Consider the following 22,944-nt stretch of genomic DNA (forward strand, 5'->3'; position numbering starts at 1 on the left):
TCGGCATATGCCGCTGACCGCCTACCTGCCCAAGGAGCCCACGATGATTCGATTGACCCTGGACGAAGCCCGCACGCTATCGTTGTCCATCCTGCGCCATGCTGGTTTCAGCGAGGCCCAGGCCCATGCGGTGACCGCCACCGTGGTGGCCGGCGAGCGCGATGGCTGTGCGTCCCATGGCTTGTACCGGGTGTTGGGCTGCGTCAGTTCGCTGAAGGCCGGCAAGGTGGTCGCCGATGCCGAGCCGGAGGTGATCGACCAGGCGCCGTCGATCGTGCGCGTCGATGCCCGCGGTGGCTTCTCGCAACTGGCGTTCCAGGCCGGGCTGCCAGTGCTGGCTGACAAGGCCAGGGCCAATGGCATCGCCGCCTTGGCGATCAACCGCTGCGTGCATTTCTCCGCGCTGTGGGTGGAGATCGAACAGCTCACCGAGCTCGGTCTCGTCGCCCTGGCCTGCAACCCCAGCCATGCCTGGGTCGCGCCAGCCGGCGGCAGCAAGCCGATCTTCGGCACCAACCCCATCGCGTTCGGCTGGCCGCGTGCCGGCAAGCACCCGTTCATCTTCGACTTCGCCACCAGCGCCATCGCCCGTGGTGACATCGAGCTGCACCGCCGCGCCGGCAAGCCGATTCCCGAAGGCTGGGGCATCGATGCCAGCGGCCAGCCCAGCACCAGTGCCGAAGCGGTGATGAACGGCGCCATGCTGACCTTCGGCGGCCACAAGGGCTCGGCGCTGGCGGCCATGGTGGAGCTGATCGCCGGGCCGCTGATCGGCGACCTAACCAGTGCCGAGTCGCTGGCCTACGACGCTGGCAGCAAGTCGTCGCCTTACCATGGTGAGCTGATCATTGCCCTCGATCCACAACGCTTTCTCGGCGCTGCGGCCGACGCGCACTTGGCCCGGGCCGAGGCACTGTTCGACGGTATCGAAGGACAGGGCGCGCGACTGCCATCGCAGCGCCGCTACGATGCTCGCGCCGGCAGCCTCGCCGATGGCGTGCAGATTCCCCAGGCGCTCTACGACGATCTCAACGCACTGCTCAATTGATGCTGTAGCCGCGCCCGCTCAGGCAGGCGCCCAGGGCGCGCCGGTAAGTGTCGCTGGCGTTGACCGGCGGCGCGCTGTAGGCCGTGGCCGGGTCGAAGCCGCTCTGGCTGACCGCCCAGCTGTGGCACTCGTAGCGGTCGCGGGCCTGCAGGTCGGCGTTCTGGCCACGGGCCGGGTAGGCGATCACGTCGTAGTTGGCGGTGGGCGCCGCGCGGATCACCGGCGGCGCCTCGACCACGATGTACTGGCGGCGGTCGGCGTTCCACATGTAGTAGGTGCCGGCCGCGACGAAGTACAGCGCACTGCCTATCCACAGCTCGCGAGCATGGTCTGGCAGGCCGTGACCATGCCGCGGCCCAGGTCCGCCCCAACCTGGCCCGGGGCCGCCGTGCCAGCCAGGGCCGCCACCCGGTCCGCCTGGACCTCCGGGGCCGGCCAATGCATTGACGGAAAGCGAGAGCAGCAGGGCAGCAACCGCGAGGCGAGGGAGTCGGGCGTTCATCATGGGCTCCGGAGAAGAAGATGACCCCGCAGGGAGCGGGGCAGCGTCGATTATCCAGAGGTCTGTGCAAGGCGCTGTCAGGGCGATGTAAAGGTGATGTAAAGGCCTGAGGCTACGCCTGTGGATAACTGCGAGGCGTGTAGACCCACTCGCCACCGTCACCACGGGGCAAGCGCCGGGTCTGGCTGGAGCCGACGATCGCCAGGGTACGCATGTCGACCATCTCCGGCGTCAGCTCGCCAAGGCTGATCACCCGCAGTGCTTCGGCAGGGCGGCCGATATCGCGGCCCAGTACCACCACGGTGTCCGGCGTGCGGTGGGTACGGACGATTTCCAGGGCGCGACCGAGCTGCCAGGGGCGCGCCTTGGAGATCGGGTTGTAGAAGGCCATGGCCAGGTCGGCGGCGCCGGCGTGGTCGAGACGGCTCTCGATCACTGTCCAGGGCTTGAGGTTATCCGACAGGGAGATCAGGCAGAAGTCGTGGCCCAGCGGCGCCCCGGCCTTGGCAGCGGTGGCCAGAGCGGCGGAGACGCCGGGCAGCACCTCCAGCTCAACGGCGTGCCAGTCAGCGGGCGCTTCAGCCTCTTCGAGGGCTTCCAGTACCGCCGCCGCCATGGCGAACACGCCGGGGTCGCCTGAGGAAATCACCACCACGCGGCGGCCACTGGCAGCCAGCTCGAAGGCGTGTCGGGCGCGTTGCAGCTCTTCGCGATTGTCACTGCAATGGCGCACCTGATCGTCGCGTAGCGGCTCGGCCATGCGCACGTAGGTTTCGTAACCGAGCAGGTCCTGGGCCTCATCCAAGGCGCGGCGTACGGCGGGCGTCATATGCTCGGCGGCGCCAGGACCGAGGCCGATCACGGTCAGGCGGCCACGCGGCCGGCCGATGGTTTGCGCGGCGTCGGGCGATTCGGACTTCAGCAGCTGCAGGCCGTCTTGCTGCGCGATAGCCGCGGGCAGTGCGCTATGCGGCGTGACAAAGCGCAGCGGCATGCCCAGTTCACTGGCGGCCTGGGCTAGCGCCTTATCGGTCATCAGGGCTGCTGGTGCGAGCAGGGCGGCCAGGGCTTTCTGCGCAAGGCCTGATTGTTCGAACGCCTGGCCGATTCGCGCGGCAAGGTTGTCCGTACTGTCGACCAGAGCGAGCAGCGTGCGTGGATGAATCAGCAGCTCATCCGCCTGAGCCGTGCGCTGCTCTGTGGTGATATGCAGGGTACGCCTTGCATCCTCGGCCATCGGCAGTTTGCTCTGATCCAGCCAGGGTGCATCACCGTCGATGCGCAGCTTTTCCCCGCCGAGCAGGTCGGAAACGAAGCGCTTGCCCTGTTCCAGATCCGCCAGGACGTAGCCGCTCGGCGGGTCGAGCAGGCAGGTGCCGAAGCGCAGTTCGCCGCTGGTGGTGATCGCCGCGCTGACCTGCAGGCTTGCCGCGATCTCCCGGGCCATGCGGTTGACGCCACCCAGGCCGCCCAGCAGCGGCACCACGGCGCTGCCGTCTTCGGCCACCGCCAGCACCGGCGGCTCGGCGCCCTTGCTGGCGAGCAGCGGCGCCAGGCTGCGAATGACGATACCGGCGGCGCACAGGGCAATGATCGGCGTGCCGCTGCGATACAGGCCGCGCAGGGTGTCGCCGAAGTCGTCATAGGCCGCATCGGCTTCGACTCGCCCATTCAGGCCGTGGATAACCGCCTGTGGATAAAGCGCCTGTATGCGCTGCGCGGTGGCCAGCGCGGAGGGGCCGAGAATGACGATGGCAGGGGAAAGGGTCATGGGGATTCCAGATTCAATGTGCAGGAGAGGGCGCGGCTCAACCGCGCCACTTCTCGCCCGGCACCACGATCATCGAAAAATACGGCGAGGCCATCGGCTCGACTTCATCGAGCGGCACGATGCGCTGGTTGGCCATGGTCGCGCGCTCCACGTAATGGGCGCGGTCGTGCAGGCCGAGCGCCTGCAGCACGCGGCGCACCTTCTCGAAGTTACGCCCCAGCTTCATCACCACGGCGGCTTCGGCGTTGCGCAGCCGCTCGCTCAGCTCGTCCTCGGGCAGCACGCCGGAGAGCACCGACAGGCTCTGGTTGCGGTACACCAGCGGCACACCGAGCACCGCGGCGCTGCCGAGCATCGAGCAGACGCCGGGGATCACCTCGGCCTCGTAGCGCTCGGCCAGGCGGTCGTGCAGGTACATGTAGGAGCCGTAGAAGAACGGGTCGCCCTCGCAGATCACCGCCACGTCGCGACCGGCGTCCAGATGCTCGGCGATCTGCAGCGCGCAGGTGTCGTAGAAGTCGCTGATCACACCTTCGTAGGTCAGTGGCGGCTCGAGCTTTTCGGTGGTCACCGGGTAGACCAGCGGCAGGCGTTGCTGGCTGTCGTCCAAGTGCGCCTCGATGATGCCGAAGGCATTGCCGCTCTGGCCGACGTTGGCCTTGGCCTTGGCCACGAAATAGCCGACCACCGGCGCCGACTTGAGCAGCCGCAGGGCCTTGAGAGTGATCAGTTCCGGGTCGCCGGGGCCTACGCCCAGGCCAAGCAGGCGGCCTTTGCCGAGGCGTTCCATACTGTTCATCACTCGACCTCCGTGGCCAGGGCGTTGATCGCCGCGGCGGCCATGGCGCTGCCACCGCGGCGGCCCTGGACGATCACGTAGGGCACGCCATGCTCGGCGTAAGTGGCGGCAAGCAGATCCTTGGATTCGGCGGCGCCGACGAAGCCGACCGGGAAGCCGAGGATCAGCGCCGGCTTGGGCGCGCCCGCAGCGAGCATGTCGAGCAGGTAGAACAGCGCCGTTGGTGCATTGCCGATCACCACCACGGAGCCTTCCAGGTGTTCGCGCCAGTGCTCCAGGGCCACCGCCGAGCGTGTGTTGCCGAGCTGTTTGGCCAGCTCCGGCACGCCGGCATCGTTGAGGGTGCAGATCACCGGGTTGGCGGCCTGCAGCCGTGCGCGGGTGACGCCCTCGGCGACCATGCGCGCATCGCAGAGAATCGCCGCGCCTCCGGCCAGTGCCTCACGCCCGGCCTTGCCGGCACCCGGCGAGAAGCGCAGATCCTGCACCACGTCGACCATGCCGCAGGCGTGGATGACCCGCACCGCGAGCTTCTCCAGATCCGCCGGAATGGCGCTCAGGTCGGCCTCGGCACGGATGATGGCGAAGGAGTTGCGATAGATCTCCTGACCATCGCGGATGTAATCGGTCATCGGGTGGAACTCCGGGTAGCGGTGAGCGAGGCGAGCAGGGCGCCGGCTTCGTCAGGTGTCAGGTGATGGCCCAGCAGCTGGCCGAAGCCGCTGCCGAGAGGCTGACGGGCGAACAGGTCGTAGCGACCTTCGGCCACGGCCAGCAACGTAAAGGGCGCGCGATGGGCGGCAGCGCAGGAGCGACTACATCCCGAGAGGTGAATGCCTGGCTGCTCGCTGCCTGCGGGCAGCCGTTCGGCCAGACGCAGGGCATCGGCCTTGGTGTCGGCCAACCCCTTGGCGCAGCCGCTGGCGCCGGTGCAGGCGATGATACGCGTCAGCGGTGCGCTGGCATCGGTCAGCAGGCCCAGCGCATGCAGGCTGTGGATAACTGCATCGGCAGCGGCCTCGGGAATATTGGGCAACAGCACGCTCTGCCAGGGCGTCAGGCGCAGGCTGCCGTCGCCGTAGCGGCGGGCGAGTGCTGCCAGGCCGAGCAGCTGTTCTGCCGCCAGCCGGCCAAGGGGAGGGCTGGCGCCGATATGCACGAGACCAGGCTGGTGCTGTTTATGGATGCCGAGATGGGTATTGGCGTGCGCCGGTATCCGGCGCCAATCGTTCATCGGCAGCAGCGCATTGCCCAACCGAGCCTGAAGACGCTGTAGCAGCTCGGCAGGCGCATGAGTTTCCAGCAGATGGCGCATGCGCATCTGCTCGGGGGCGGCCAGCTCGAGAAACAGGTCGAGCAGGATGATGATCAGCGTATGAGCTTCGGCTTGCGGCACGATAGCCAATGCGGGCGCATCATCTGCCGAAACGGGCGGGCAGCCAGCCAGGCCGAAGGCATAGCCGATCCCGTCATCGAGGGGCAGGGCGCTGAGCCAGATATCGTGGGGGTGTTCGAGCATCGCCAGGCGTTCGCCGCCGTCCAGCAGCAGGGCGAACTTCGGCGACAGGGCATGGAGGCGCGGCGTGTTCTCCAGCGTCGTCAGCAGCTCGGTGGCCAGTGGTGAGATATCCACAAGCGCCTGCGGATCGAGTCCAGCGGCTGGGCTGACCATCAGATTGCGCACGTCATCGGCGCCGGGCGTGCTGGGGCCCAGGCCGGCGTCCAGCAGCTCGCCGATCAGCGCGTCCTCACGTCCCGCGTGGATGCCACGAATCTGCAGATTGCCGCGGTTGGTTGCCTCGATCACCCCGCCGGCATGCTGCTGCGAGGCATGGGCAATGCGTTGGGCCTGCTCGGCTTCGAGGCGGCCGCAGGGCAGCTTGATGCGGCAGATGCCACCATCCTTCGCCTGCACGATACGCAGCAACCCCGGACAGGCCGAGGGGCGAACAGGTGGGGATGGTGTGCGAGCAGGCTGTTTCAACGGATCACCAATGTCGGGTCACATGGGCATCCGTTCGAGGATAGGCCAGAGAAGGTTTCGCTTCTCTCACCGGGACACCCCGCCCGGTGTGGGCTCATGCGACTGAATCGGTCGGCAGGTCTCCTGGCTCGCAGGTCATGGCGCCTGGCTGGCCTTCCCGGTTTCCCAGTGGCGATTGGCAAGGCGCTCGCTGCAACAGTTGCGGGGGCAGCCACGCTGCAGAACGATCTGCTCGTGTTCCCTCTTAGGCCGCATTGGCTCACATGTAGCCGCTTGGCACCGACAGAGGCGCTATTATGCCCGCTTTGCCCGCCGGGATGAAAAGCCGCGTCGTCGGATCGCACAGAAGCATGGCTGCAATGTGTTGATGGCAGTCGCTGTAGAGAAGGCCATTGCTACAGATCGGGCGAATGGCAATTCCACCCAATCCATTGCTGGCGGCCAATGATGAGGACTGAGAAATGACACCCTGGCTGACCGTCGTGGGCATTGGTGAAGATGGCTACGCCGGCCTCGGTAAGACGGCGCGGCATGCATTGCTGGCGGCCGAGCTGGTGGTCGGCAGCGAGCGCCAGCTGGCGCTTCTGCCCCATTGCATCCGCGCTGTACGGTTGCCCTGGCCGAAGCCGTTTTCCCTGACGCCAGTGCTCGAGCGCCGCGGCACGCCGGTCTGCGTGCTGGCCAGCGGTGACCCGATGTTCTTCGGCGTCGGCGCCAGCCTGGCCCGCGAGCTGGCGCCGGACGAGCTGCGTATCCTGCCAGCGCCATCGTCGGTGTCCCTGGCCGCGGCCCGTCTGGGCTGGCCGCTGCAGAGCACCGCCGTCGTATCGCTGGTCGCCCGCCCGTTGGCGGCGTTGCAGGCGCAGATCCACCCCGGCGTGCGCCTGCTGGTGCTGAGCAACGATGGCGACAGCCCGGCCGCTATCGCCGAGTTGCTGCGTGAGCGGGGTTTCGGCGCTAGCCGGCTAAGCGTGTTCGAGCACGTGGGCGGCGAGCACGAACGGCGTATCGACGGGGTGGCCGAAGGCTGGTCCCTCGAGCGCGCCGCGGATCTCAATCTGGTGGCCATCGATTGCCTGGTCGGTGAGGGCGCCCGCTGCCTGCCGCTGACCCCCGGTCTGCCTGATGACGCCTATCGTCACGACGGCCAACTGACCAAGCGTGATGTACGGGCCATTACCCTGTCGCGGCTGGCGCCGTCACCGGGTGAGCTGCTTTGGGATGTCGGTGCCGGCTGCGGTTCCATCGGTATCGAATGGCTGCGCGCCCACCCGAGCTGCCGCGCCATCGCCATCGAGGCGGATGACGGGCGCCAGGCACATATCGCCCACAACCGTGATGCCCTTGGCGTGCCCAGCCTGCAACTGGTGGCCGGGCGGGCGCCCGAGGCGCTGGGCGGGTTGGCCGCGCCGGATGCGGTCTTCATCGGAGGCGGCGTGACCGTGCCCGGTGTGCTGCAGCACTGCTGGCAGGCACTCAAGCCCGGTGGCCGGCTGGTGGCCAATGCCGTGACCTTGCAGAGCGAGGCAGCGCTGATCGCCTTTCGCGGCGAACACGGCGGCGAGCTGACCCGCATCGAGGTGGCCCAGGCCAAGCCGTTGGGCGGCTTCGACACCTGGCGCGGCGCGCTGCCGATCACCCTGCTCGACGTCAGCAAGCCGCGATGAGCCGGATCCTGTTGCTGGGCGGGATCGGTGAAGCGCTGAGTCTCGCCCGCCGCCTTGGCCCCGAACATATCTACAGCCTCGCTGGGTTGGGCAAGGTGCCGGATGACCTTGTTTGTCAGGTGCGCGTCGGTGGCTTTGGCGGTGCCGAAGGGCTGGCCGAGTTTATCCACAGGGAAGGCATCACACTGCTGGTCGACGCTACGCATCCCTATGCCGCACAGATCAGTCATAACGCGGCACGCGCTGCCCAGCAGGCCGGCGTGCCCTGCTGGGCGCTGCGGCGTCCGGGCTGGACGGCATCACCGGGTGATGACTGGCGCGAGGTGTTCGACTGGCCCTCGCTGATCGCCGCCCTGGCGCCATTCAGGCGGCCACTGTTCACCCTGGGGCGCGAGCCGCTGGAGCATCTGCACGAGATTCCCGCCCATCAGCACTGGACGATACGTTGCCTGCAAGGCCAGCCGGCGGGCGAGCGGGCCGAGGTGATCGGTGCCCGCGGGCCGTTCAGCCTGGAAGACGAGCGCGCGCTGTTCGCGCGGCTGAACTGCGATGTGCTGGTCAGCAAGAACAGCGGCAGCGCGGCCACCGAGCACAAGCTGCAGGTCGCCCGCGAGCGCGGCGTGCCGGTGCTGGTGTTGCAGCGGCCGGCGTTGCCGGCGGTGGACCGTGAGTTCGCCGAGCTTGAGGCTCTGTGGCGGGCGTTGCTGGATAGTGGCGTAACCTACTCAACCAATCCGTAGCCTGGGTAGAGCGAAGCGATACCCAGGCTACGAAACCGCGCTCGATGCGGCTACGAAACCTATCCGCGCCAGCGCTGTTAAACTGCCGCACTTTTTGCGGAGCCCGACCATGACTGTCACGCCCTATGCCCAGGTATTGTTCGCCGGCCCCGATCTGCTCGTCGGTTCCTTCGCCGAGCTGTTTCGTGCCCGGCTGGCCGAGCTGCGGGGCGAGGCGGCACTGGCCGATATCGTCGACACCGGCGCGGGCTACGACGGCCTCTGGCATCGCGTGGGCGAGGGCAGCGGCACCTGCCTGGTGATCGACCTAGAGCCACAGAGCAGCAGCCAGCATGTCGACTGGCTGCGCAGTGAACTGGCGGCCAGAACCGACCCCAAACGCGTGTTCGTTACCAGCCTGTTCGGCCAGCTCGATGCCGACGCGGCTGGCGCTGCCTGTGCGCTGATCGAGCGGGCGGAATTGCACCTCGGCTGCGTCGACGTACCGGAACTGCCGGGCAGCCACGCCTGGTCGACGATTCCTGCCCACCAGTATCGTGTGCTGCTGTGCAACGGCCCGCGCTGCGCCCGTCGCGGCGCCTTGCCGCTGTGGAAAAAGCTGCGCGAGCAGGTCAAGGCGGCCGGCAAGCTGGAATGCGAGGGCGGCGTGCATATCACCCGCACCCAGTGCCAGTTTCCCTGTGATCAGGGCCCGACCCTGACGGTTTATCCACAGGGCCATTGGTATCAGGTGCGCAGTGAAGCGGACGTGGTGCGGCTGGTCGACGAGCAGCTCGTCGCTGGCCGTCCGGTGCCCGAACTGATGATGACGCGACCCTGAGCTGTATTGCCTGTAGGCTGGGTTGACCGCAGCGATACCCGGGGCGTCTGTACGTACTGAATCTCTCACCCCGGGTTACGCCTTCGGCTAACCCAGGCGACAACGGCCGCGGCATCGGTTACTCGCCCTGCGCACGTTTCGGGCTAACATGCCGGCATCATAAGAACCCGAGTCATGCATGACCGCCCTGTTTCTGCGCTATCGCACCGTCGCCATCGTGCTGCTGGTCATTCTTGGCCTGGCTGTCAGCCTGTGGTTGGCCAGTCGCTACGCCGAGCAGCGCGCCTGGGATGACCGCAGCAGCGAGGCCCACGGGCAGCTGCAGCTCTACGCCCAGTCGATCCAGACCCTGGTCGACCGTTTTCGCTCGGTGCCGCAGTTGCTGTCCATGGACAGCGACATCCGGGCGCTGCTCAAGGCGCCGGAAGATCCGCACCTGCGCGACAAGCTCAACCGCCGCTTCGAACTGCTCAACGCCGCTGCTGGCGCCAGCGTGCTGTACCTGATCGACCGCAAGGGCGTGACGCTCGCCGCCAGCAACTGGAACGAGTGGAGTAGTTTCGTGGGCAGCAACTACAGCTTTCGCCCCTATTTCCAGGACGCCATGCAGCACAACGCCGGCCGCTATTTCGCAGTGGGGGTGACCACCGGCGTGCCCGGCTATTTCCTCTCCCACGCGGTGTATGACAACGACGGTTCGGTGCTGGGCGTGCTGGTGGTCAAGCTGGAGCTGGAGGAGCTGCAGCGCGACTGGGTCGGCCAACCCGGCGTGCTGCTGGTCGCCGACAGCTACGGCGTGGTGATCCTCAGCAGCCGGCCGGCCTGGCGGTTCCGCGCCCTGGAAGAACTCGACGAGCTGGACCATGCCGAGCTGGTGGAGGTGCGCAAGTACGCCGAGCGGCAATTGCAGACGCTGACCCGCGAGCCTGGCCCGCACTTCGACGGCGATGCCGACTGGGTGATCATCGACGGCCCCGACGGCCGGCATAACTACCTCTGGCAGCGCCAGGAACTGCCCAGCGAGGCCTGGACCCTACACCTGCTGATCGAGGAAAGCAGCCTGGGGGACACCGCACGCAGTTATCGCCTGGCCGCCGCCGGCGTGTGGCTGACCCTGGTGTTCCTGGTGCTGTTCCTGCTGCAGCGGCGCAAGAACCAGCGCCTGCAGGCTAGCATCCGCGAGAACCTCGAGCGTGAGGTGACGCTGCGCACCGCCGAGCTGCGCGAAGCCCAGCAAGGTCTGGTGCATGCGGCAAAGATGGCGGCCCTGGGGCAGATGTCCGCCGCCATGGCCCACGAGATCAATCAGCCGCTTACGGCCATCCAGATGCATTTGGGCAGCCTCGGCCTGCTGCTCGACAACGGCCGCCAGCAGGAGGCCCGTGAAGGGCTGACCCGCATTGATGGCCTGCTGCAGCGCATGGCCACCCTGACCAGCCACCTCAAGACGTTCGCCCGCAAGAGCCCGGACGGGCTGCGTGAGCAGCTGCTGCTCAGCGAGGTGCTGGAGCAGGCGCTGCTGCTGTTGGCGCCACGCCTGCGCGGTGAGCAGGTGGAACTACGCCGCGAGATCATCAGCGAAGGGCGGGTGTGCGGCGATTCCATCCGCCTCGAACAGGTCATTCTCAATCTGCTCAACAATGCTCTGGACGCCATGCTGGAAAGCCCGCAGCGCCTGCTCGAGGTGCGCATCGACGTGCAGGACGGGCAATGCGTGCTGCAGATCCGCGACAGTGGTGGCGGCATTGCCCCGGAGCATCTGGGCAGCGTGTTCGAGCCGTTCTTCACCACCAAGCCAGTGGGTGACGGGCTGGGGCTCGGACTGGCGATTTCCTATGGCATCGTGCGCGACCTGGGCGGCAGCCTGGAGGCGGGTAATCACGACGCGGGCGCAGTGTTCACCCTGCGCCTGCCACTGGCCGCGAGCCAGGCTGTGGACAACATCGATAAGGAGGGGCCATGACTGGTCAGGTGATCGTCGTCGACGACGAGGCGGCAATCCGCGAGGCGGCCCAGCAGTGGCTGGAACTGTCGGGTTTCAGCGTGCAGGCATGCGCCAGCGCCGCCGAGGCCCTGACGCTGATCGATGCCGATTTTCCAGGTGTGGTGATCAGCGACGTGCGCATGCCCGGTACCGATGGCCTGCAGCTGCTGAGCCGTATCGTCGACTGTGACCGCGACCTGCCGGTGATCATGATCACCGGCCATGGCGACGTGCCGGTGGCGGTGCAGGCAATGAAGCAGGGCGCCTACGATTTCATCGAAAAGCCCTTCACCCCGGACCGGCTGCTCGACACCGTGCGCCGCGCCCTGGAAAAGCGCCAGCTGGTCATCGACAACCGCGCCCTGCGCCAGCAGTTCGCGGTACGCGATGGCATCGCCGCCCAGCTGCTCGGCGTGTCCCGGGCCATGGTGCGCCTGCGCCGGCAGGTGCTCGACCTGGCTGGCACCTCGGTGAACGTGCTGATCCGCGGCGAAACCGGCGCCGGCAAGGAGCGCGTGGCGCGCTGCCTGCACGATTTCAGCGAGCGCGCCGACAAGCCCTTCGTGGCGCTGAACTGCGCGGCGATTCCCGAGCACCTGTTCGAGAGCGAGTTGTTCGGCCATGAAAGCGGCGCCTTCACCGGTGCGCAGAACAAGCGCATCGGGCGCATCGAGCATGCCGATGGCGGCACCCTGTTTCTCGACGAGGTGGAGAGCCTGCCGCTGGCCCAGCAGGTCAAGCTGCTACGCGTGCTGCAGGAAAAGACCCTGGAGCGGCTGGGCTCCAACCGCAGTATCCGCGTCGACCTGCGGGTGATCAGCGCGGTGAAGCCCGACCTGCTCGACGAGGTGAAGGCCGGGCGCTTTCGCGAGGACCTGTTGTACCGGCTCAACGTCGCCACGCTGCAGATCCCGCCGCTGCGCGAGCGCCGCGAGGATATCGCCCTGCTGTTCGAACATTTCGCCGAGGACGCGGCGCAGCGCCATGGCCGCAGCCTGGAACCGCTGACGCCGGCGGAGCTGGCCGACCTGCTCGGCCAGGAATGGCCCGGCAACGTGCGCGAGCTGATCAACGCCGCCGAGCGCCATGCCCTAGGCCTTGGTGGTTCGCTGGAGGATGACGTCGGCCAGTCGCTGGCCCAGCAGATGGAGGCCTTCGAGGCGCAGTGCCTGCACAGCGCCCTGCTGCGTTGCCGGGGCAGCATCCTCAAGACCATGGAGCTGCTGCAACTGCCGCGCCGTACCCTTAACGAGAAGATGCAGCGCCATGGTCTGCAGCGCAGCAGTTATCGGCCTGCCGGGAGCAGCGACGAGGATTGAGTGGCGGCGGACAGGTCTGTTTCCTGACCTGGTGGGTTGACGGCAGGTTATTGCGCGAGCGGGCGGGGGCGCCTCGCTTTTTCAAACCTCATGAGCGGAATCCTGCCGATTGCCTGATCGAAATCGGCAGGCTTTCGCTGATTTTCCTGCTGCCTTTCTCGGCAAACCGCCCTGGCATGGGCACTGCGGCGTGTGGCACGGCTTCTGCTATGTCCATGGCAACCGGCATTCAGACCGGCTCTCTGACAAGAACAATACGGAGAAACACCCATGCGAATGACCAAGCGTTTCAGCCTGTTCGCTGCTGCAGCGGCCTTCACTGCCAGCACCGCGGCCATCGCCGCGCCTACCTTCATCAACGTGCTCACCGGCGGCACCAGCGGCGTTTACTACCCGATCGGCGTAGCCCTGTCTCAGGTCTATGGCAGCGGCATCGAAGGCTCGAAGACTTCGGTGCAGGCCACCAAGGCTTCGGTGGAAAACCTCAATCTGCTGCAGGCCGGGCGCGGTGAGCTGGCCTTTGCCCTGGGCGATTCGGTGGACGATGCCTGGAAGGGCGTCGAGGACGCTGGCTTCAAGGCGCCGCTGAAGAAGATCCGTGCCATCGCTGCCACCTACCCGAACTACATCCAGATCGTCGCCAGCAAGGAATCCGGCATCAAGACCCTGGAAGACCTCAAGGGCAAGCGCATCTCCGTCGGTGCCCCGAAATCCGGTACCGAGCTCAACGCCCGGGCGATCTTCAAGGCTGCGGGCCTGAGCTATAAGGACATGGGCCGCGTCGAGTTCATGCCGTATGCCGAGTCGGTCGAGCTGATCAAGAACCGCCAGCTGGACGCCACCCTGCAGTCGTCCGGCCTGGGCATGGCCGCCATCCGTGACCTGGCGTCGATGGTGCCAATCACCTTCGTGGCCATCCCGGAAGAGGTGGTGACCAAGATCGGCAGCAGCGCCTACCAATCCCGCGTCATTCCTGCCGGCACCTACGACGGCCAGGATCAGGACGTACCGACTGCCGCCATCATCAACATTCTGGTCAGCCATGAAGGTGTCGACGACGAAGTGGCCTACCAGATGACCAAACTGATGTTCGACAACCTGCCGCGCCTGGTCAATTCGCACTCGGCCGCCAAGGACATCAAGCTGGAAACCGCCACCGAAGGGCTGCCGATTCCCCTGCACCCAGGCGCTGAGCGTTTCTACAAGGAAGCCGGCGTACTGAAGTAACAGCCGAATCGTAGGTGGGTTCACGCCGGATCGTGTTCTGAAGCAGGACGCGAACAGTGACCTGTAACCCACCAGTCGGTATTGCGACGGTGGTGGGTTACGGCGCAGCTGTAATCGCGGCGCTTGTTTCATCCACCACAGTCGCCTCGCCCATCCTACGAACCACGAATGCATCGGCTCATTTCCAGCTTTCCTTGCGTGAGGCACGACCTTCATGAGCGAAAACCAAGGGCTCAACAGCAGCCCCAACGAATGGCCGAAGGCGCTGTTCTACACCGCCTTGCTGTTCTCCACGTACCAGATCATCACGGCAGCCTTTCACCCGGTGTCCAGCCAGGTACTGCGTGCCGGGCACGTCGGCTTCCTGCTGCTGATGGTCTTTCTCTGCTACCCGGCCTTCGGCAAGGGCCGCCCGAACCAGCCCCTGGCCTGGTTGCTCGGCCTGGCCGGCATGGCCACCTTCGCCTACCAGTGGATTTTCGAAGGTGATCTGATTCTGCGCTCCGGCGACCTCACCACCTGGGACATGATCATCGGCGTCGGTCTGACGGTGCTCATCTTCGAGGCGGCGCGGCGCGTCATGGGCATCGCCCTGCCACTGATCTGCGGACTGTTCCTCCTCTACGGCCTGTTCGGCGAGTACCTGCCGGGCGACCTGGCGCATCGGGGCTACGGCTTCGACCAGATCGTCAACCAGCTGGCCTTCGGCACCGAGGGCTTCTACGGCACCCCGACCTACGTCTCGGCGACCTACATTTTCCTGTTCATCCTGTTCGGCGCCTTCCTCGAGCAGGCCGGGATGATCAAGCTGTTCACCGACTTTGCCATGGGCCTGTTCGGACACAAGCTGGGCGGCCCGGCCAAGGTGTCGGTGGCCTCGTCCGCGCTGATGGGTACCATTACCGGCTCCGGCGTGGCCAACGTGGTGACCACCGGGCAGTTCACCATTCCGTTGATGAAGCGCTTCGGTTATCGCCCGGCTTTTGCCGGTGCGGTGGAAGCGACATCGAGCATGGGTAGCCAGATCATGCCGCCGGTGATGGGTGCGGTGGCGTTCATCATGGCCGAGACCATCAACGTGCCGTACGTAGAAGTCGCCAAGGCGGCGCTGATTCCCGCGCTGCTGTATTTCGGCTCGGTATTCTGGATGGTTCACCTGGAGGCCAAGAGTGCCAATCTGCGCGGCCTGCCGAAAGACCAGTGCCCCAGCGCCTGGGCGGCGGTCAAGCAGCGCTGGTTCCTGCTGATTCCTTTGCTGGTGCTGGTGTACCTGCTGTTCTCCGGGCGCACGCCGATGTTCTCCGGCACCGTGGGCCTGGCGCTCACCGCCATCGTGATCCTCGGTTCGGCGATCATCCTCAAGGTGTCGTCGAAGATCATGCGCATGGTGTTCTGGATTGCCCTGGGCATTCTCTGCGCCGGCTTCTTCCAGCTCGGCATCGGCGTGGTGTTCGGGGTGATCGGCGCGCTGGTGGCGGTCTGCTGGTTCATCAAGGGCGGCCGGGAAACCCTGCAGGCCTGCGTGCATGCGCTGGCCGAAGGCGCGCGCCACGCGATTCCGGTCGGTATCGCCTGCGCCCTGGTAGGCGTGATCATTGGCGTGGTTTCGCTGACCGGTATCGCCACCACCTTTGCCGGCTACATCCTCGCCATCGGCCAGAACAACCTGTTCCTGTCGCTGGTGCTGACCATGATCACCTGTCTGATTCTTGGCATGGGCATCCCGACCATTCCCAACTACATCATCACCAGCGCGATCGCTGCGCCGGCGCTGCTGGACCTGGGCGTGCCGTTGATCGTCTCGCACATGTTCGTGTTCTATTTCGGCCTGATGGCCGACCTCACGCCGCCGGTGGCGCTGGCCTGCTTCGCGGCCGCGCCGATCGCCAAGGAGAACGGCTTCAAGATCAGCCTGTGGGCGGTGCGTATCGCCGCTGCCGGCTTCGTGGTGCCGTTCATGGCCGTGTACGACCCGGCCCTGATGATGCAGGGCGACAGCTGGGGCGCGACCCTGTACATGTTCATCAAGAGCGTGTTCGCGGTCGGGCTGTGGGGCATGGCGGTGGTCGGTTACCTGAACACGCGCCTGGCCTGGTGGGAGCGCATCTGGGCATTCGCCGCCGGTGTGGCGCTGATTCTGGCCCTGCCGATCAGTGACGAGATCGGTTATGCGCTCGGCGCTCTGCTGATCGCTCAGCATCTGTGGCGCGCGCGCCGCGTTGCTGTGGCCGCCGCTTGATCGGCTTGTGTCTGGGGCTGGCGGGGGCGGTATGGGCACAGGTGCCCGTACCGTCCTTCACCCTGGCCTGGAACCACACCATCGAGAAAATCCGCTGGGAAGAGGACTACCGCGTCACGCCGGACGGGCTGCTGCTCGGCGAGGCGCGGGTCCGCGGCAGCGGCGCCGGCATGGAAATACCCGATGGTGCCGTGCTACGTGACGGCGCCTGGCATTACCAGCGGCAGATGCCGCCCCTGCAACCGCTGCGCCTGGGGCGCACGCCCGAGGCGGGCGACTATCAGTTATGCCATGCAAAGGGATGCCAGCCGTTCAGCGAGTGGCTCGGGCCGCCGACGGCGAGTCAGCCGGTGGTGGAGCTGTGGAGCTGCAAGTGGGACCGGTGACAGGGCAAGCTGCCATACGTTGAATCATGTGGGAGCGGGTGCGCATCTCCCCCAACTCCGCCCGCAGCGCCTTCAGCTCCTGAAGAATCATCTCCTCGCGCTGTGCCCGCGCCGCCACCTCGGGGTCCGGCCCCTGGGCATCCTGCATGGCGTTGACGATCACCGCGATGAACAGATTGAGCATCATGAACGTGGCGATCAGGATGTAGGGCACGAAGAACACCCAGGCCAGCGGATACTGCTCCATCACCGGCCGCACGATGCCCATCGACCAGCTCTCCAGGGTCATCACCTGGAACAGGGTGTAGAGGCTGGCACCGATGCTGCCGAACCACTCGGGAAAGTGCTCGCCGAACAGTTGCGTCGCCATCACCGCAGCGACGTAGAACAGCAGCCCCATCAGCATGACGATGCTGCCCATGCCCGGCAGGGATGCCAGCAGCGCCTGCACCACCTTGCGCATGCTCGGGTTGATCGACACCAGACGCAGCACCCGTAATACGCGCAAGGTCCGCAGTACACTGAACGGGCCACTGGCCGGCACCAGGGCGATGCCGACCACCAGGCAATCGAATACTGCCCAGGGATCGCGCAATAGGCCGATGCCCCGCGCGGCGAAGCGCAGCGCCAGCTCGATCACGAACACCGCCAGGATGAACATATCCACAGGCACCAGCAGCCAGCCCCACTCAAGGGTCAGCTCGCTGGAGGTGAGCATGCCGAGGATCGCGGCGTTGATCAGGATCAGCGTGGTGATGACGCGCTGGACGGGCTTGCCGTCCATGAACCGGGCCAGTTGCTGGCGCCAGGCGCTGGGGGCGTTGGGAGTGGCGATCAAGGTCATGGTGATGTCGCTGGCGGCGGTCGGGGCTGCCGAGAGTAAATAAGCGAAGGGGCGGAAGAAAGCGCAGTGGCCGGCGGGATTTTCGCTAAATGTGTAGCGGTGCTGCGGGCGGCTATCGCTGTCCGACCTGACTCGGGATTGCCCCACGCGGCGCTGCTCGTTAGCCTGCGTGCTTCGCCACGAGGCCCAGGCCTCTCAACACGACGGATCACGGTATGAGCGAGCACGGCGGCAACATCACCTATTACCTGGAAATGCGCAGCGCCGAGCAGGTGCGCGGCAAGCCCATGCCCGATGATCTGCAGGTGGTCGAGTGCCGCATCAAGCAGTTCCAGCTCAACCGTTTTCTCTATCAACTGGTCGGCGAGCCCTGGGAGTGGACGGACAAGCTCGCCTGGTCCGACGCGCAGTGGCGTGAGGCGATCGAAAGCGACGACCACCGCACCTGGGTCGCTTATCACCAAGGCGCGATCGCCGGTTACTACGAACTGCAGCGCGACGCCGAAGGCGCCGTGGAAATCCTCTATTTCGGTCTGGCAGAAGCCTTCTTCGGCCAGGGCTTCGGCGGCCCGCTGCTGACCCACGCGCTGCAGTCTGCCTGGGCGTGGCCTGGCACCCGGCGGGTGTGGGTACACACCTGCACCCTCGACCATCCCAGTGCACTGGCCAACTACCAGGCGCGGGGCCTCAGGCTGTATCGTCAGGAGCGCGAGGATTAAAGGTGTCCTGATAGCATTGCGTCGAGACTTACCCGCCGCTGCGCTGTCGGATATCTGGCGAGCCGCGTCGCGGTCATAGAACGGAGTTCCGTATGTCAAAGCTTAGTGTGAAGTTACTGCCTCTCTGCCTGCTGGCGCTGCCCTTCATGGCATCCGCCCAGCAACCGATCCAGCCCGGTCTCTGGGAAATCACTTCCAACAACATGCAACTGGGCGGCAAGACTCTGCCGAGCAGCGACGTGATGCTGCAGCAGTTCAAGAACCTGCCCCAGGCCCAGCGCGAAATGATGGAGCGGGCCATGGCCCAGCAAGGCATCCAGCTCGGCGACAAGGGCGTGCAGTACTGCATCAGCCAGGCCCAGGTCGATGCGCAGAACATTCCCCTGCAGGACCCCAACTGCAGCCAGCAGATCACTTCCCGTGACAACGACCGCTGGGTGTTCAACTTCACCTGCCCGCAGGGCCGCGGCCAGGGCGAGGCGCACTTCCTCGACGACAAGAACTTCACCACCAAGGTCAACGGCGAGTTCGACAGCGGCGCCGGCCGCCAGCAGGGCAGCATGGAATCCGAGGCGCGCTGGGTGTCGGCTGACTGCGGCTCGTTGCGTCCGCGTCAGTAACCTGAAGCGACCAGCAGCGGCCGAGGGTTTGTCCGAAAAGTCTCCGAGCGAAGGTCAGGCGAGGCAAAAATCGGTGAGGAAGCGGAGTTTACGAGCTGTAAATGAGCATTCCGACTGAGCTGGCAATCCAGCCGATTTTTAACGAAGCATCACCGAGCGCAGGTACTTTTCGTACAGAGCCTAGAGCCGCTGCTGGATCACTCGCGGATCACCGTCAAAATCGGCCAGCTGTTCGGCGCTGCCGGTGGTGATCAGCGTCCAGCGGGTGTTCAGAGGCGTCCAGTATTGCTGCTGGTCGCGGCCCAGCTTACTGGCATCGGCCAGCACGAACACCTCCGCCGCCTGGCGGATCATCAAATCCTTCAGATAGGCCTGGCTGGCGCTCGCTTCGCACAGGCCGCGCCCGGCGACCACGCCATCGGCGCTGACGAACACCTTGTCGGCACTCAGCCGTTCGAGCATCGCCATGGCCGCGGGGCCGAAGGTGGCCATGCTGCCGGGGCGCAGGTCGCCGCCTAGCACCGTCACCCGCCCTTGCGGCAATTCATGTAGCGATTCCAGGGCCAGCAGGTTGTTGGTGATCACGTGCAGGCCGGTGCGCTCGCGCAACAGCCGGGCCAGGCTCGCGGTCGAGGTGCCGCCGTCGAGCAGCACGGTATCGTTGTCCTGCACATGGGCCAGTGCGGCGCGGGCGATGCGCTCCTTCTCCAGGCTGGAATGGCTGCTGCGCTCTTCCAGCGAAGCTTCCGGGGCATGCTTGCCGATGTGCGCGGCGCCGCCGTAGGTGCGCATGATCATGCCCTGCTCGGCGAGCGAGGACAGGTCGCGGCGCACCGTGGCTTCGGACACGCCGAGCGAGCTGCACAGCGTCTCGACGTTGACGTTGCCGTTGTTGGAGAGCACCAGCTCGAGAATGGCCTGGCGGCGTTTGGCGACTTTCATGGCGATCCTTCAGGGAGAGGCGGCTGCACTGTATCACTTACCGCCTGGCCAGCTCACAACGAGGCACCGCCACAGATCACCAGCTGCTGACCGGTGATGGCGCCGGCGTCGGGGCCGAGTAGAAAGGCGGTCATGGCCGCCACTTCACGGGGCTGGATAAAACGCCCGATGGGCGGCTGGCGCGGTGGCGTGCCCTGGCGGGCCGGGTCGATCAGCATCGGCGTTTCGGTGGCGCCCGGGGCGACCAGGTTGACGGTGATGCCCCTGGGCGCCAGCTCGATGGCCCAGGAACGTACCAGGCCGATCAGCGCGGCCTTGGTGGCAGCGTACTGGCTGCGGCCGGCCGCACCGTTCATGGTGCGACTGCCGACCAGCACGATGCGTCCCGGTGCTCGCAGGCGGTCGAGCAGGCCGTTGACCAGTTGCGTGGCAGCGCTGACGTGCACCTGCCACATGGCCGCGCCGTCCTCGGCGCGCAGTTCACCCAAGGGCGCGGTGCGCATGAAACCGGCGGCGTGAACGATGGCGTCCAGTGCGGGGATGTCCCCCAGGGCACCGGCCAGCGAGGCGTTGTCGGCCAGGTCGGCGGCGATGAAACTGAGGTTCGGGTGTTGCAGGCTCGGCGCGCGTCGGCTCATGCCGATCACCTGCCAGCCGTCTTCGAGCAGGCGCAGGGCAATGGCTTCGCCGATGCCCGAGCTGACCCCGGTGACCAAGGCGCAGCGGCGGTCTTCACTCATCTGGATTCTCCACGCAAAAGGGGCGCCGCCAGGGCGCCCGTTGGCTCTAGCGGATAGCCGCCAGGGGAATATGCACGTGTTTGATCTTCTGCCGGAAGTAGGTGAAGGCGACGTGCAGGCTACCGTCGCGGGCCTGGATGATGCTTGGGTAAGAGAACTCGCGATTGAGCTTCTCCTGGGAGTTGTTGGTCATGCAGAAGCCATCGCCGAGCTCGATATCCAGACGCAGCGGCCAGCTGCGACCTTCATCGGCTGAAATCGCCAGGCTCATGGGCGCCCGCGGGATGCCCCACACGGCGCCGCGGCCATCGGCATTGACGGTCGGCGTGACACGCTCGTCGCCCTCGTCCTCGATCTCGTCGTACAGCGAGGCACGGCGCTGCTCGATGCCCTCGGCGTTGATCGGGTTGTAGACCAGCGCCAGTTCGCCGCTGACCAGGCGGATGTACTGGATCGACGAGTTGTTGTTCGGCAATTCTGTGGGCGCCGGTACGCTCCAGGTGCGGCCCAGATCGGTCGAGCGGCTGGCATAGATGTTGTCGGCCCAGCGGCTGCGGAACAGGCCCAGCAGGCTATCGTCGCTCAGTTGATGGACGTTCATGTGCACGGCGCCGGTGCTCTGCGGTACGTCGTGGCGGCTCCAGGTGCGGCCCTGGTCGCTGCTGATCATCACCGCGCTGACGTCATGGTTGCCGATCCATTTCTCGCCCGGTTGGGTGATGCAGTACCACACTGGAAATACCCAGTCGCCGTTGCTCAGCACCGCTGGCGGATGGCGCACGAAGGTGCCCACTTCATCGAACAGCGTCTCGATCGGACCCCAGGTCAGGCCGCCGTCCTCGGACAGGCGACGGCGTACGATGGCGGTTTCTTGGTTGCCGGAAACCTGGGCGGTCCAGATCAGCCACAGCGGGCCATTCGGCGCCTGGAACAGGATGGGATTCTGCTCCGAGCGGCTGGCGTCTTCGGACATCTTCTGCGGCTCGCTCCACACGCCGGTAGCCGGGTCGCGGCGTGCCAGCAGCACGAAGATGTCGGCCATGCCTTCCTGGGTGCCGGCGAACCAGGTGCACAGCAGGGTGCCGTCGGCCAGTTCATGCAGATTGGCGGCATGGTTCTGGGCATAGGGCGTGGGCAGGTAGGCGTCGTGGCGCTGTTCAAGAGTTGGCATTGGAAACCTCCGAAGCGTTGGCGTCGGCCTTGCTGCGCGGCAGCAGGCGCTCGATGCAGATCACCACGGCCGGGGTGATCAGGGCGATGTACATGTTATCGATGCCGTACGGGTTGCCCATCAGGTACCACACGCTGGTGGTGACCGTGGCGGCGCCCAGGCCCCAGGTCGCGCCGCGGCCGGTGGCGAACAGCGGCAGGTAGATGGCCACCAGGGCAATGACGGTGATCGACAGGCGCAGGGCGCGGGTGAAGAACGACAGGTTGAGAATTTCCGGCGCGGCGAACACGAACACCAGGGGCACGAAACCGACGATCAGGCTGATCACCTTGGTCATGCGGAATTCGCGTTCGGCGTTGGGCTTGCAGATTGGCACGTAGAAGTCGCGCACCACCAGCGAGGTGATGGCCAGGGCCACGGCGCTGACGCCGACGAACACCGAGGCGACCAGGGAGATGGTGACCACACCGGCCATCCATGGGCTCATCGACTGAAGGAATACCGGCAGGGCGTAGAGGCTGTCCATGTCCGGATGCAGGTACTTGGACACCACGCCAATCACGCCCAGGGCGATGGAGATCGGCAGGCACATCAGGCCAGCCCACAGCGCGGCGTTGCGTGCGGACTTGGCGCTCTTGGTGGTGCTGATCGCCTGCATGATGTACTGGGTGGAGAAGATCGCGCCCACGGTGCCGATGATCCAGGCCATCACCTTGGAGCCGCCGATGGCGCCGTCCCAGGTGAAGTAGTGCGCTGGCAGGCTCTGGTGAACCTGATCGAAACCGCCGGCCAGCTTGAGGGCGATCCACAGCACGATCATCACCCCGGCGTATTTGACGACGGTGTGCAGCACGCTGATGTAGGCCACGCTCTTCATGCCGCCGAAGGCGTAGTAGAGGGTGCTGACGATGGCGGTGATGAAGGCGGCGGTGGGCAGGTTGATATGCATCACCGTGGCGATGGCCGCCGCGCCGCTGACGTAGTTACCCACGTTCACCAGCAGCAGGGCGTAGATCATGATCACCGAGACCATCATCTTGGCGCCATAACCGTAACGGCGCTCGATGAAGCCGGAGATGGTGTATTCACCGGAGCTGTAGAGCTTCCTGGCCATCAGGATGGCGAACAGCGGAAAGCCGATGGCGGCGGCGACCACCGCCCAGGCCGCGGCCATGCCGCTTTCGAACGCCGCCTGGGCGGTGCCGATGGTGGATTTGGCGCCGATGTATTCGGACATCATCAGCATGCCGACGATAAAGGCCGGCATGCTGCGCGATGCGACCATGTACTGTTCGGTGTTCTTGCTGCGAATGCGCATCGTCAGCCAGGAAGTGAACAGGATGTAGACGACCACCATGCCGATGATGATCAACGTGCCTTGGGTGTTGAAGGTTTCCATCATTCGCTCCGATTGTTCTTGTC

At 65.9% G+C, this 22,944-nt stretch carries 21 protein-coding genes and 1 riboswitch; of the genes, 11 read left to right on the forward strand and 10 right to left on the reverse strand.

Features of this window, described 5'->3' with window-relative positions; translation table 11 throughout:
• Nucleotides 1-43 precede the first annotated feature (43 nt).
• Nucleotides 44-1,048 carry an Ldh family oxidoreductase gene (locus PVA39_RS00475; protein WP_274122332.1) on the forward strand — a complete coding sequence of 335 codons (1,005 nt, stop codon included), beginning with the start codon at nt 44-46 and terminating at the stop codon, nt 1,046-1,048.
• Here PVA39_RS00475 and PVA39_RS00480 read toward each other — a convergent pair.
• From PVA39_RS00480 to cobG, 5 genes are all read right to left on the reverse strand, one after another.
• Entirely contained in the window at nt 1,041-1,550 is a 510-nt protein-coding gene (locus PVA39_RS00480; RefSeq protein WP_274122333.1) for a hypothetical protein, read from the reverse strand. The two genes, PVA39_RS00475 and PVA39_RS00480, sit on opposite strands and share 8 nt — an antisense overlap.
• Before the next feature lie 112 nt (nt 1,551-1,662).
• The gene (gene cobJ, locus PVA39_RS00485; protein ID WP_274122334.1) at nt 1,663-3,321 is read right to left on the reverse strand and encodes a precorrin-3B C(17)-methyltransferase; all 1,659 of its coding nucleotides are present in this window, start codon (nt 3,319-3,321) and stop codon (nt 1,663-1,665) included.
• Between the two features lie 37 nt (nt 3,322-3,358).
• Nucleotides 3,359-4,111: a precorrin-2 C(20)-methyltransferase gene (locus PVA39_RS00490; RefSeq protein WP_274123384.1), complete on the reverse strand. Its 753-nt coding sequence runs from the start codon at nt 4,109-4,111 to the stop codon at nt 3,359-3,361.
• A gap of 8 nt (nt 4,112-4,119) precedes the next feature.
• On the reverse strand, nt 4,120-4,752 hold the full coding sequence (locus tag PVA39_RS00495; RefSeq protein ID WP_075959366.1) for a precorrin-8X methylmutase: 633 nt from the start codon (nt 4,750-4,752) through the stop codon (nt 4,120-4,122).
• A complete protein-coding gene (cobG, locus tag PVA39_RS00500; protein WP_274122335.1) occupies nt 4,749-6,104 on the reverse strand; it encodes a precorrin-3B synthase in 1,356 nt (451 codons plus the stop codon). Before cobG ends, PVA39_RS00495 begins: the two co-directional genes overlap by 4 nt.
• A gap of 96 nt (nt 6,105-6,200) precedes the next feature.
• Nucleotides 6,201-6,403: riboswitch (cobalamin riboswitch) on the reverse strand.
• 162 nt (nt 6,404-6,565) lie between these two features.
• Between cobG and cbiE the strand changes: the two genes are divergently transcribed.
• From cbiE to PVA39_RS00540, 8 genes are all read left to right on the forward strand, one after another.
• Complete coding sequence (gene cbiE, locus PVA39_RS00505) at nt 6,566-7,771, forward strand: precorrin-6y C5,15-methyltransferase (decarboxylating) subunit CbiE (RefSeq protein ID WP_274122336.1); 1,206 nt, start codon at nt 6,566-6,568, stop codon at nt 7,769-7,771.
• Nucleotides 7,768-8,511, forward strand: coding sequence for a cobalt-precorrin-6A reductase (locus PVA39_RS00510; RefSeq protein ID WP_274122337.1), 744 nt, complete (start codon nt 7,768-7,770; stop codon nt 8,509-8,511). Before cbiE ends, PVA39_RS00510 begins: the two co-directional genes overlap by 4 nt.
• A gap of 109 nt (nt 8,512-8,620) precedes the next feature.
• Nucleotides 8,621-9,331 (forward strand): (2Fe-2S) ferredoxin domain-containing protein, encoded by a 711-nt coding sequence (locus tag PVA39_RS00515; RefSeq protein WP_274122338.1) that lies wholly within the window; start codon nt 8,621-8,623, stop codon nt 9,329-9,331.
• 178 nt (nt 9,332-9,509) lie between these two features.
• Entirely contained in the window at nt 9,510-11,294 is a 1,785-nt protein-coding gene (locus PVA39_RS00520) for a sensor histidine kinase (protein ID WP_274122339.1), read from the forward strand.
• Nucleotides 11,291-12,634: a sigma-54-dependent transcriptional regulator gene (locus PVA39_RS00525; RefSeq protein WP_274122340.1), complete on the forward strand. Its 1,344-nt coding sequence runs from the start codon at nt 11,291-11,293 to the stop codon at nt 12,632-12,634. Before PVA39_RS00520 ends, PVA39_RS00525 begins: the two co-directional genes overlap by 4 nt.
• Before the next feature lie 270 nt (nt 12,635-12,904).
• Nucleotides 12,905-13,861 carry a TAXI family TRAP transporter solute-binding subunit gene (locus PVA39_RS00530; protein ID WP_274122341.1) on the forward strand — a complete coding sequence of 319 codons (957 nt, stop codon included), beginning with the start codon at nt 12,905-12,907 and terminating at the stop codon, nt 13,859-13,861.
• A 214-nt stretch (nt 13,862-14,075) separates the two neighbouring features.
• Entirely contained in the window at nt 14,076-16,100 is a 2,025-nt protein-coding gene (locus tag PVA39_RS00535; protein ID WP_274122342.1) for a TRAP transporter permease, read from the forward strand.
• Nucleotides 16,097-16,486 (forward strand): DUF1850 domain-containing protein, encoded by a 390-nt coding sequence (locus PVA39_RS00540; RefSeq protein WP_274122343.1) that lies wholly within the window; start codon nt 16,097-16,099, stop codon nt 16,484-16,486. Before PVA39_RS00535 ends, PVA39_RS00540 begins: the two co-directional genes overlap by 4 nt.
• Here PVA39_RS00540 and PVA39_RS00545 read toward each other — a convergent pair.
• Nucleotides 16,413-17,330 (reverse strand): ion transporter, encoded by a 918-nt coding sequence (locus PVA39_RS00545; RefSeq protein ID WP_274122344.1) that lies wholly within the window; start codon nt 17,328-17,330, stop codon nt 16,413-16,415. The two genes, PVA39_RS00540 and PVA39_RS00545, sit on opposite strands and share 74 nt — an antisense overlap.
• A 215-nt stretch (nt 17,331-17,545) precedes the next feature.
• Here PVA39_RS00545 and PVA39_RS00550 point away from each other — a divergent pair, with 215 nt between their 5' ends.
• Together PVA39_RS00550 and PVA39_RS00555 are read left to right on the forward strand one after the other, a co-directional pair.
• Entirely contained in the window at nt 17,546-18,049 is a 504-nt protein-coding gene (locus PVA39_RS00550) for a GNAT family N-acetyltransferase (protein WP_274122345.1), read from the forward strand.
• Between the two features lie 92 nt (nt 18,050-18,141).
• Nucleotides 18,142-18,669 carry a DUF3617 domain-containing protein gene (locus tag PVA39_RS00555; RefSeq protein ID WP_443200924.1) on the forward strand — a complete coding sequence of 176 codons (528 nt, stop codon included), beginning with the start codon at nt 18,142-18,144 and terminating at the stop codon, nt 18,667-18,669.
• Nucleotides 18,670-18,849: 180 nt separating this feature from the next.
• On the opposite strand, the gene PVA39_RS00560 is transcribed toward PVA39_RS00555, so the two are convergent.
• The 4 genes from PVA39_RS00560 to PVA39_RS00575 are packed head-to-tail and all read right to left on the reverse strand — an operon-like array spanning nt 18,850 to nt 22,921.
• Complete coding sequence (locus tag PVA39_RS00560; RefSeq protein ID WP_093500985.1) at nt 18,850-19,611, reverse strand: DeoR/GlpR family DNA-binding transcription regulator; 762 nt, start codon at nt 19,609-19,611, stop codon at nt 18,850-18,852.
• Nucleotides 19,612-19,664: 53 nt separating this feature from the next.
• Nucleotides 19,665-20,351 (reverse strand): SDR family NAD(P)-dependent oxidoreductase, encoded by a 687-nt coding sequence (locus PVA39_RS00565; protein ID WP_274122346.1) that lies wholly within the window; start codon nt 20,349-20,351, stop codon nt 19,665-19,667.
• Nucleotides 20,352-20,397: 46 nt separating this feature from the next.
• The gene (locus PVA39_RS00570; protein WP_274122347.1) at nt 20,398-21,522 is read right to left on the reverse strand and encodes a sialidase family protein; all 1,125 of its coding nucleotides are present in this window, start codon (nt 21,520-21,522) and stop codon (nt 20,398-20,400) included.
• Complete coding sequence (locus PVA39_RS00575; RefSeq protein ID WP_075928959.1) at nt 21,509-22,921, reverse strand: sodium:solute symporter family protein; 1,413 nt, start codon at nt 22,919-22,921, stop codon at nt 21,509-21,511. Before PVA39_RS00575 ends, PVA39_RS00570 begins: the two co-directional genes overlap by 14 nt.
• Between the last annotated feature and the right edge of the window lie 23 nt (nt 22,922-22,944).

Source organism: Pseudomonas sp. CNPSo 3701 (assembly GCF_028674975.1).
Classification (GTDB): Bacteria; Pseudomonadota; Gammaproteobacteria; order Pseudomonadales; family Pseudomonadaceae; genus Aquipseudomonas; species Aquipseudomonas straminea.

Excerpts from the sequence above, each read along its gene's own strand:
- PVA39_RS00535 (WP_274122342.1), top strand. The coding sequence starts at position 14,076 with ATGAGCGAAAACCAAGGGCTCAACAGCAGCCCCAACGAATGGCCGAAG.
- PVA39_RS00550 (WP_274122345.1), top strand. The coding sequence starts at position 17,546 with ATGAGCGAGCACGGCGGCAACATCACCTATTACCTGGAAATGCGCAGC.
- PVA39_RS00480 (WP_274122333.1), bottom strand. The coding sequence starts at position 1,550 with ATGAACGCCCGACTCCCTCGCCTCGCGGTTGCTGCCCTGCTGCTCTCG.
- PVA39_RS00530 (WP_274122341.1), top strand. The coding sequence starts at position 12,905 with ATGCGAATGACCAAGCGTTTCAGCCTGTTCGCTGCTGCAGCGGCCTTC.
- PVA39_RS00560 (WP_093500985.1), bottom strand. The coding sequence starts at position 19,611 with ATGAAAGTCGCCAAACGCCGCCAGGCCATTCTCGAGCTGGTGCTCTCC.
- PVA39_RS00490 (WP_274123384.1), bottom strand. The coding sequence starts at position 4,111 with ATGGAACGCCTCGGCAAAGGCCGCCTGCTTGGCCTGGGCGTAGGCCCC.
- PVA39_RS00545 (WP_274122344.1), bottom strand. The coding sequence starts at position 17,330 with ATGACCTTGATCGCCACTCCCAACGCCCCCAGCGCCTGGCGCCAGCAA.
- PVA39_RS00555 (WP_443200924.1), top strand. The coding sequence starts at position 18,142 with ATGTCAAAGCTTAGTGTGAAGTTACTGCCTCTCTGCCTGCTGGCGCTG.
- PVA39_RS00570 (WP_274122347.1), bottom strand. The coding sequence starts at position 21,522 with ATGCCAACTCTTGAACAGCGCCACGACGCCTACCTGCCCACGCCCTAT.
- PVA39_RS00510 (WP_274122337.1), top strand. The coding sequence starts at position 7,768 with ATGAGCCGGATCCTGTTGCTGGGCGGGATCGGTGAAGCGCTGAGTCTC.
- PVA39_RS00520 (WP_274122339.1), top strand. The coding sequence starts at position 9,510 with ATGACCGCCCTGTTTCTGCGCTATCGCACCGTCGCCATCGTGCTGCTG.
- PVA39_RS00475 (WP_274122332.1), top strand. The coding sequence starts at position 44 with ATGATTCGATTGACCCTGGACGAAGCCCGCACGCTATCGTTGTCCATC.
- PVA39_RS00515 (WP_274122338.1), top strand. The coding sequence starts at position 8,621 with ATGACTGTCACGCCCTATGCCCAGGTATTGTTCGCCGGCCCCGATCTG.
- cobJ (WP_274122334.1), bottom strand. The coding sequence starts at position 3,321 with ATGACCCTTTCCCCTGCCATCGTCATTCTCGGCCCCTCCGCGCTGGCC.
- PVA39_RS00565 (WP_274122346.1), bottom strand. The coding sequence starts at position 20,351 with ATGAGTGAAGACCGCCGCTGCGCCTTGGTCACCGGGGTCAGCTCGGGC.
- cbiE (WP_274122336.1), top strand. The coding sequence starts at position 6,566 with ATGACACCCTGGCTGACCGTCGTGGGCATTGGTGAAGATGGCTACGCC.
- PVA39_RS00525 (WP_274122340.1), top strand. The coding sequence starts at position 11,291 with ATGACTGGTCAGGTGATCGTCGTCGACGACGAGGCGGCAATCCGCGAG.
- PVA39_RS00495 (WP_075959366.1), bottom strand. The coding sequence starts at position 4,752 with ATGACCGATTACATCCGCGATGGTCAGGAGATCTATCGCAACTCCTTC.
- PVA39_RS00575 (WP_075928959.1), bottom strand. The coding sequence starts at position 22,921 with ATGGAAACCTTCAACACCCAAGGCACGTTGATCATCATCGGCATGGTG.